The following is an 8389-nucleotide window of genomic DNA, read 5'->3' as shown; positions in this document are numbered from 1 at the left end:
GCGGCTCACCGCCGGCCTGGCGCTGCGCGAGCTGGCCTCCGCCGCGATCGACGTCTCGGACGGCCTGCTGGCCGATCTCGGCCATCTGTGCGCGGCCTCCGGCGTGGGCGCCGCCCTGACGCCCGAGGCGCTGCCGCTGGCCGAGGGGCTGGCGGCGGCGCTCGGCGACGATGCCATGGACGCGGCCCTGCGCGGCGGCGACGACTACGAACTGCTGGTGACGCTGCCCGAGGCGCACCTCGAGCCGGCCCGGATGCGGCTGGCGGCCGAGGGCCTGGCACTGACCGCGATCGGCCGGGTGAGCGAGGCCCCCGGCATCACCGGCGCGGCGCCGGACGGCGCCGCGGGCTGGCAGCACTTCTCAGGAGACACGCCATGAACCGCGCCCCCCAGAGCGTCTGGCACCGGCCGGTCCACTTCCTCGCCTTCGGGTTCGGCAGCGGCGCCGTCCCCTTCGCCCCGGGCACCGTCGGCACCGTGGCGGCCATTCCCTTCTACTGGCTGATGTCCGAGCTGCCGCTCGGCTGGTACCTGTTCGTGGTGGCCATCACCTTCGTGTGGGGCATCTGGCTGTGCGAGAAGACCTCACGCGACCTCGGGGTCCACGACCATTCGGGCATCGTCTGGGACGAGTTCGTCGGCTACTGGCTGACCATGATGGCGGTGCCCTTCTCCTGGGAGGCCGCCCTGTGGGGCTTCGTGGTCTTCCGGGTGTTCGACGTCTTCAAGCCCTGGCCGATCCGCTGGGCCGACCGCCGCGTGGCCGGCGGCTTCGGCATCATGATCGACGACGTCCTCGCCAGCGCCTATGCCTGGTGTACCATGCACCTGTGGTTCTGGCTCCACTGAGGTCGACGCCTCGGCCCGGGGCAGGGCGTCACGTCGACAAGGAGTGAGCGATGCGCAAGGAGCGCCTGATCGTGCCGGTGCTGGCGGTGCTGGCCCTGGCCTGGGCCGTGGCCCAGACCCTTGCCGGCCTGCTGTTCGAGCGCGAGCTGGCGCGGGTCGTCGCCGAGCTTCGCCGGGGCGGCGAGCTGAGCGTGCGGCGCAGCGACGTCGAGCGCGGCTGGTTGACCTCCCACGGCGTGATCCACCTGGCGCCGCTGTTCGGCAACGCCTGGCACCTCGACCTCGTCTATCGCGCCCGGCACGGCGTGCTGGAGACTCGCCTGGACGGCACCCTGCGGCCCCATGCGCCCGAGATCGAGCCCGACCACGGCGCGGTGAGCGCCACGCCGCCGCGCTGGGACGCCCACTTCCGCCCCTATTCCTCGACCCTCGATGCCACCCTGGAGCTCGCCCCGGTGGTCTTCCGCCAGCAGGACCGCACCCTGACCCTGCAGGGCGGCCGGGTCGCCGTGCACGGCGACGTCGGCGACTGGCGGCTGCGCGCGCGGCTGGCGGAGCTGCACCTCGATGACGGCGAGAGCCGCCTCAGCGCCGGCCCGCTGGTGCTGGAGAGCCGCTTCGCCTACACCCGGGACGTCTTCCACTTCAACCAGAACGATCATCTGCGGATCCAGAACCTGGCCTGGCGCTCGCCGGAGCTGGCCTTCGACGCCGAGCAGCTCAGCCTGACGGCGCGCACCGTGCTGGACGCCGAGGAGCTGCGGCTCAAGGCCCGGCTCGACGTCGGCGAGGTGCTCTCCGGCGACGAGGTGCTGCTGACCGGCGAGCTGGCCGGCGAGCTGTCGCGCCTCGACGCCGACGCCCTGCGCGCGCTGGCGGCCCGGCTTCACCACGAGGCGCTCCGCGGGCACGCCGCGGCGGATGCCCCTTCCCTGAGCGAGACGCTGACCCCGGCGCTGCGCGCGATGCTGGCGGACTCGCCGCGGCTGGATATCCTCGAGGCCGACCTGGACAGCCCCATGCTGGGGCTGTCGCTGGATGGCGAGGGCGTGCTGGTCTTCGATGCCCGCGACCTCGACGCCCTCGAGCCGCTGGCGCTGGACACCGAGGCGGAGCGCGCGGCCTGGCGCGAACGGCTCGACGGCGACTTCCTGTGGCAGCCGCTGCCGCCGGTGATCGCGCTGGGGCTGGGGCTGCCGCTGGACACCCGGGAACTGCAGATCGACGTGGTCAGCGGCAAGGTGAGAATCAACGGCCGGCCGCTGCCGCCGGTGCTCGAACGTTGGCGATGACTTGAAGTTCGGCCTCGTCGCCCGCATTGCGGAAACATCACGGGTCGAGAAGTCCCGTCCCTTCAGGATGAGGTACGCATGAGCGAAGACGATCAGCGCTACGAACAGGATGGCCTGGAATGGGTCCAGGCCGACACGGATGGCGAGCTGGACCTCGACGAGGGCGCCGGCCACGCGGTGGTGCCGGCCAGCGATACCCTGCCCGAGCGGCTCTATCTGCTGCCGATCCACAACCGCCCCTTCTTCCCCGCCCAGGTCCAGCCGCTGGTGATCAACCGCGAGCGCTGGGAGGACACCATCGGCCGGGTCGGCAACACGCCGCACCACATGGTCGGCCTGGCCTTCGTCGGCGAGGCCGGCGTCGAGGACCTGAGCCCCGGCGACTTCCCCGAGATGGGCACCGCGGTCAAGGTGCACAAGCTGCAGGGCGAGGACTCGCAGCTGCAGTTCATCGCCCAGGGCATGCGCCGCTTCCGCATCCAGCGCTGGCTGTCCAAGGAGCCGCCCTACCTGGTCGAGGTCAGCTATCCCCGCGAGCCGGTGGACGCCGAGGACGAGGAGACCCGCGCCTACGCCATGGCGCTGATCAACGGCATCAAGGAGCTGCTGCCGATCAACCCGCTCTACGGCGAGGAGCTCAAGCACTACCTCAACCGCTTCAGCCCCCACGAGCCGGGGCCGCTGACCGACTTCGCCGCCGCCATCACCTCGGCCAAGGGGCCCGAGCTGCAGGACGTGCTGGAGTCGCTGCCGGTGATGGAGCGCATGCAGAAGGTGCTGCCGCTGCTGCGCAAGGAGATCGACGTCGCCCGGCTGCAGAGCGAGATCAGTGAGCAGGTCAACGCCCAGATGCAGGAGCGCCAGCGCGAGTTCTTCCTGCGCGAGCAGCTCAAGATCATCCAGCGCGAGCTGGGCATCTCCAAGGACGACCGCGAGAACGACGTCGACACCTTCCGCGCCCGCCTCGAGGACAAGGCGGTGCCGGAGCGCGTGCAGGAGCGCATCGACGACGAGCTCGACAAGCTCTCGGTGCTGGAGACCGGCTCGCCGGAGTACGGCACCACCCGCCACTACCTGGACTGGCTGACCTCGCTGCCCTGGGGCCTGACCAGCGACGACCAGCTCGACCTGGGCCACGCCCGCGAGGTGCTGAACCGCGACCACGACGGCCTTTCGGACGTGAAGGAGCGCATCGTCGAGTTCCTCGCCGAGGGCACCTTCAAGGGCGACGTCGGCGGCTCCATCCTGCTGCTGGTGGGCCCGCCGGGCGTCGGCAAGACCTCCGTGGGGCGCTCCATCGCCGAGGCGCTGGGTCGCGAGTTCTATCGCTTCTCGGTGGGCGGCATGCGCGACGAGGCCGAGATCAAGGGCCACCGCCGCACCTACGTCGGCGCCATGCCCGGCAAGCTGGTGCAGGCGATCAAGGAGGTCGGCGTCGAGAACCCGGTGATCATGCTCGACGAGATCGACAAGCTCGGCCAGTCCTTCCAGGGCGACCCGGCCTCGGCGCTGCTCGAGGTGCTCGACCCGGAGCAGAACGTCGACTTCCTCGACCACTACCTGGACGTGCGGCTGGACCTGTCCAAGGTGCTGTTCGTGTGCACCGCCAACACCCTGGACTCGATCCCGGCGGCGCTGCTCGACCGCATGGAGCAGATTCGCCTCTCCGGCTACATCGCCCAGGAGAAGATGGCCATCGCCAAGCATCACCTGTGGCCCAAGCTGCTCGAGCGCGATCGCATCCCCAAGAAGCGCCTCAATCTCACCGACGCCGCGCTGCGCCAGGTGATCGAGGGCTACGCCCGCGAGGCCGGGGTGCGCCAGCTCGAGAAGCAGCTGCACCGCATTGTGCGCAAGTCGGCGGTCAAGCTGCTCGAGGACGACCAGCAGACGGTCAAGGTCTCGGTGAAGAACCTCGAGGAGTTCCTCGGCGCGCCGACCTTCCGCAAGGAGAAGGTGATGAAGGGCGAGGGCGTGGTCACCGGCCTGGCCTGGACCGCCATGGGCGGCGCGACCCTGTCGGTGGAGGCCGGCAAGGTGCACGCCCTGGACCGCGGCTTCAAGCTCACCGGCCAGCTCGGCGACGTGATGAAGGAGTCCGCCAACATCGCCTACAGCTACGCGCTGGGCCATCTCGGCGAGTACGGCGCCGACCCGGACTTCTTCGACTCCGCCTTCGTGCACCTGCACGTGCCGGAGGGCGCCACGCCCAAGGACGGCCCCTCGGCCGGCGTGACCATGACCACCGCGCTGCTGTCGCTGGCCAAGCACCGGCCCATCGACCGGCCGCTGGCGATGACCGGCGAGCTGACACTGACCGGGCACGTGCTGCCGGTGGGCGGCATCCGCGAGAAGGTGATCGCCGCCCGGCGCAGCGAGATCTTCGAGGTGATCCTGCCCGAGGCCAACCGCCGCGACTACGAGGAGCTGCCGGACTACCTCAAGGAGGACGTCACGGTGCACTTCGCGGGGCATTATCGGGATGTGGCCAAGGTCGTTTTCGGATAACAAGGCGCTGAGGTCGAGCCAGAAGGGGCGCCGGGGACAGGTTGCAGCGGGGGGGGGTGCCATGGGTGAGGCGGATCCCGCCGAACGGGCTGGCCATGGATGGCCAGCACCGGCCCTGCAAGCGGAGCAGGATGCGAGAGCGCCGCAGGGCAAAAGTTAGCGCCCAGGGAAGGGTTCATAGCGCCCCGCGGAGACCTGTCGCCGGACAAGCCCCGGATAACCCCAACCCTCCGTAACGCGCTCGCCGATGGCATAATGGCGGGCGCGTTTTCGTGTCCGACTCCCCACTTCTCGTTTCCTACTTCTCGAACAAACAGGAATGTCCATGGCTCCCAAGGTTCAGGCCGTCGGTGCGTCGCTGGCCGCGCTGCTGGCCGTCGGCGTCGCTCAGGCCGACGAGACCCTCACCGTCTACACCTACGACTCCTTCGTCTCCGAGTGGGGACCGGGGCCCGGCATCGAGGAGGCCTTCGAGGCCCGCTGCGGCTGCGATCTCGAGTTCGTCGCGCTGCCCGGCGGCGTCGACATCCTCCAGCGGCTGCGTCTCGAGGGGCAGGACACCGCCGCCGACGTGGTGCTGGGGCTCGACATGAACCTGATGGCCGAGGCCCGCGCGCTGGACCTGCTGGCGCCCCACGGCGTCGACGCCGGCGCCCTCGACCTGCCCATCGACTGGAGCGACGACACCTTCCTGCCCTACGACTGGGGCCACTTCGCCTTCGTCTACGACACCGAGCAGCTCGAGACGCCGCCCGGGAGCTTCGAGGCGCTGCTCGACGCCCCGGACGACGTCAAGGTGATCCTCCAGGACCCGCGCACCAGCGTCACCGGCCAGGGGCTCTTGCTGTGGATCAGAAAGGTCTACGGCGAGCGGGCACCCGAGATCTGGGCGCGCCTCAACGAGCGCGTGCTGACCGTCACCAACGGCTGGAGCCAGGCCTACTTCTCGCTGTTCATGAACGGCGAGGCGCCGATGGTGCTGTCGTATGCCACCTCGCCGGCCTACCACATGGCCGTCGAGGGCACCGATCGCTACCAGGCCGCCGATTTCGACGAGGGCCACTACCTGCAGGTGGAAACCGCGGCCCGTGTGGCGACCAGCGAGCATCCCGCGCTCGCCCGCGAGTTCCTGGCCTTCATGCTGACGCCGGACTTCCAGCGCCATATTCCGCTGGGCAACGTCATGCATCCGGCCATCGACCTCGGCGACGAGCTGCCCGAGGTCTATGAGCGGCTGATCGCTCCCGAGAGCCTGACCTTCACCCCCGAGGCGGTGAAGGCGCATCGCCGCGAGTGGATCCGCGAGTGGCGCAACGCCGCCGCCCGATGAGCCCGACCACGCGCTGGGCCACGCATTCGCGCTGGCCTCTGGCAGCCGGCATCGCGGCGCTCGTCGCGGTGGCAGGGCTCGGGCTCGGCAGCCTCGGCGCGCTCCTGTGGCAGGCCCGGGAGCTGCATCCGGCGATGCTGTGGCAGGAGCCGTGGCTGTCCGCCGTGCTGCGCTTCACCCTGTGGCAGGCGAGCCTCTCCACGCTGCTGTCGATCGGCCTGGCGATTCCCGTGGCGCTGGCGCTGGCCCGGCGGCCGCGCTTCCTCGGCCGGCGCCTGCTGCTGCGGGCCATGGAGCTGTCGCTGGTGATCCCGAGCCTGATCGCGCTGTTCGGGCTGGTCGCCGTGCACGGCCGGCGCGGTTGGCTGGCGCCGCTGCGCGATCTCCTCGACGGGCTGCCCGACGACTATCTCTACGGCCTCTCCGGCATCGTGCTGGCCCATGTCTTCTATAACCTGCCACTGGCCGCGCGGCTGATGCTGCAGGCCCTCGAAGAGGCGCCGGCGGCCCAGTGGCGCCTGGCCGGCCAGCTGGGGCTGTCTCGCGGCGCCCTGTGGCGGGCGCTGGAGTGGCCGCGGCTGGCGCCGCTGCTGCCGCGCCTCGCCGCGCTGGTGTTCACGCTGTGCTTCACCAGCTTCGCCATCGTCATGACCCTGGGCGGCGGGCCGGCCTCCTCGACCCTGGAAGTGGCGCTCTACCAGGCCATGAAGTTCGACCACGACCTGGCCCTGGCCGCGCTGCTGGCGCTGACCCAGCTGGCGATCTGCCTGTCGCTGTGGCTGCTCGCGCTGTCCCGCGGTGGCACCCCGTCGCTGGCGGTGGGGGCGCGCCCCGGCCGGACCGCCGGGCGCTGGTGGCGCCGCGATGCCCGGGGGCTCTCGCGGCTCACCGATGCGATGTGGCTCACCGGGCTGGCCGCGCTGCTGCTGCTGGCGCTGGTGGGGGTTGTTGTTGGCGGCGTGCTCGGCCTGCCGGAGATGCCGCGCGGCGCGAGCCTGTGGCCCGCGGCGCTGCGCAGCCTCTCGATGGCGCTCGGCGCCGGGCTCGGTGCGCTGGCGCTGGCCGTGGCGCTGCTGGCCGGGCGCCAGTGGCTGCGCGACCGGCGGCGGCCGCTTCTCGCCGCGCTGATGGAGGGCGGCGGCCAACTGATCCTGGTGATCCCGGCGCTGGTGTTCGGCACCGGGCTGTTCCTGCTGCTGCGCCCGCGGCTCGGCAGCGGCTGGGAGGGCTACGCCCTGGTGGTGCTGGTCAACGCCTTCATGGCGCTGCCCTTCGCCATGCAGGTGATCCGCGGCGCGCTGCCGGGGCTCTCGGCGCCGGAGCGGCGGCTGGCCGACCAGCTCGGGGTGCGCGGCGTCGCGCGGCTTCGCTGGCTGCAGTGGCCGCGGCTGCGCCGCCCGCTGGCCCTGGCGCTGGCCTACGCGATGACGCTGTCGCTGGGCGACTTCAGCGTCATCGCCCTGTTCGGCAGCCCCGCGGCGCCGACCCTGCCGATGCTGCTGTTCCAGCAGCTGGGCGGCTACCGCTGGCAGGGCGCGGCGGCCACCGCGCTGCTGCTGCTGGCCCTGGTGGCGCTGGTGTTCGCCGCGCTCGACCGCCTGACCCGACACCCGCCGCGCTATCCCTGGCGCGATGCCCGATGCCGTCCCCCACAACAGGCCTCGCCGCAAGGAGGCGCCGATGCTCGACTGCCATGACCTGACCTTCCACTACAGGCGCTGCGATCCCGGCGAGACGCCGGACTTCCGCTTCGCCTTCCGGCTCGCGCCGGGGGAATGCCTGTCGGTGGAGGGGCCGTCCGGGTCCGGCAAGAGCACGCTGCTGGCGCTGCTGGCCGGCTTCCTCGAGCCCGGTGGCGGGCGGCTCGACTGGGCGGGGGAGGACCTGCTGGCGCGGCCGCCCTGGGAGCGCGGCATCATCACCGTCTTCCAGGAGCACAACCTGTTCGATCACCTGCCGGTGTGGCTCAACGTGGGCCTCGGCCTGGCGCCGGACATGAAGCTGTCCCGGGCGCAGCAGGCCCGCATCCGCGAAGGGCTGGCCGAGGTCGGGCTCGAGGGGCTCCACGACCGGCTGCCCGACGAGCTCTCCGGCGGCCAGCGCCAGCGAGTGGCGCTGCTGCGCGCGCTGCTGCGGGGCGCGCCGCTGCTGCTGCTCGACGAGCCCTTCACCGGGCTCGACGACGCCACCCGGCGCGGGCTGTGGGAGCTGGTGCGCCGCCAGAAGGCGGCCGGCGTGGCGGTGCTGATGGTCAGCCACGACCGCGACGACATCGAGGCCCTGGCCGACCGCCGCTGCCGGCTCGAGGACGGGCGGCTGGTGGCGATCGGCGACTAGCCCTCAAGGGCCGGCAGGGAGGGGCGTGGCGCTGGCCTGTCGCCCGGGGGCATGACAGAATCGGAGCACTGGA

The 8389-nt window shown here is 71.5% G+C and carries 7 protein-coding genes; all 7 read left to right on the top strand.

Annotated elements, in window-relative coordinates; all coding sequences use genetic code 11:
* Positions 1-379 (top strand): thiamine-phosphate kinase (locus tag UYS_RS0214105; protein ID WP_016856165.1); only part of this gene is annotated, 379 nt, incomplete at its 5' end.
* Positions 376-849, top strand: a complete 474-nt coding sequence (locus UYS_RS0214100) for a phosphatidylglycerophosphatase A family protein (protein WP_016856164.1) — start codon at positions 376-378, stop codon at positions 847-849. The genes UYS_RS0214105 and UYS_RS0214100, both read left to right, overlap by 4 nt.
* 50 nt (positions 850-899) lie before the next feature.
* Complete coding sequence (locus tag UYS_RS0214095) at positions 900-2141, top strand: DUF945 family protein (RefSeq protein WP_016856163.1); 1242 nt, start codon at positions 900-902, stop codon at positions 2139-2141.
* A 78-nt stretch (positions 2142-2219) separates the two neighbouring features.
* A complete protein-coding gene (lon, locus tag UYS_RS0214090) occupies positions 2220-4649 on the top strand; it encodes an endopeptidase La (protein ID WP_016856162.1) in 2430 nt (809 codons plus the stop codon).
* A 325-nt stretch (positions 4650-4974) separates the two neighbouring features.
* Positions 4975-5979, top strand: a complete 1005-nt coding sequence (gene thiB, locus UYS_RS0214085; RefSeq protein ID WP_016856161.1) for a thiamine ABC transporter substrate binding subunit — start codon at positions 4975-4977, stop codon at positions 5977-5979.
* Positions 5976-7676, top strand: a complete 1701-nt coding sequence (gene thiP / locus UYS_RS17475; RefSeq protein WP_083868148.1) for a thiamine/thiamine pyrophosphate ABC transporter permease — start codon at positions 5976-5978, stop codon at positions 7674-7676. The genes thiB and thiP overlap by 4 nt, the downstream gene beginning before the upstream one ends.
* Positions 7660-8316 (top strand): ATP-binding cassette domain-containing protein, encoded by a 657-nt coding sequence (locus tag UYS_RS0214075; RefSeq protein WP_016856159.1) that lies wholly within the window; start codon positions 7660-7662, stop codon positions 8314-8316. Before thiP ends, UYS_RS0214075 begins: the two co-directional genes overlap by 17 nt.
* Positions 8317-8389: the final 73 nt, after the last annotated feature.

Origin of the sequence: Halomonas smyrnensis AAD6 (assembly GCF_000265245.1) — a bacterium.
GTDB lineage: Bacteria > Pseudomonadota > Gammaproteobacteria > Pseudomonadales > Halomonadaceae > Halomonas > Halomonas smyrnensis.
Note: the sequence above shows the minus strand (reverse complement) of the source record. Positions and strands in the feature narration are given on the sequence as shown.

Excerpts from the sequence above, each read along its gene's own strand:
- lon (WP_016856162.1), top strand. The coding sequence starts at position 2,220 with ATGAGCGAAGACGATCAGCGCTACGAACAGGATGGCCTGGAATGGGTC.
- thiB (WP_016856161.1), top strand. The coding sequence starts at position 4,975 with ATGGCTCCCAAGGTTCAGGCCGTCGGTGCGTCGCTGGCCGCGCTGCTG.
- UYS_RS0214095 (WP_016856163.1), top strand. The coding sequence starts at position 900 with ATGCGCAAGGAGCGCCTGATCGTGCCGGTGCTGGCGGTGCTGGCCCTG.
- UYS_RS0214075 (WP_016856159.1), top strand. The coding sequence starts at position 7,660 with ATGCTCGACTGCCATGACCTGACCTTCCACTACAGGCGCTGCGATCCC.
- UYS_RS0214100 (WP_016856164.1), top strand. The coding sequence starts at position 376 with ATGAACCGCGCCCCCCAGAGCGTCTGGCACCGGCCGGTCCACTTCCTC.
- thiP (WP_083868148.1), top strand. The coding sequence starts at position 5,976 with ATGAGCCCGACCACGCGCTGGGCCACGCATTCGCGCTGGCCTCTGGCA.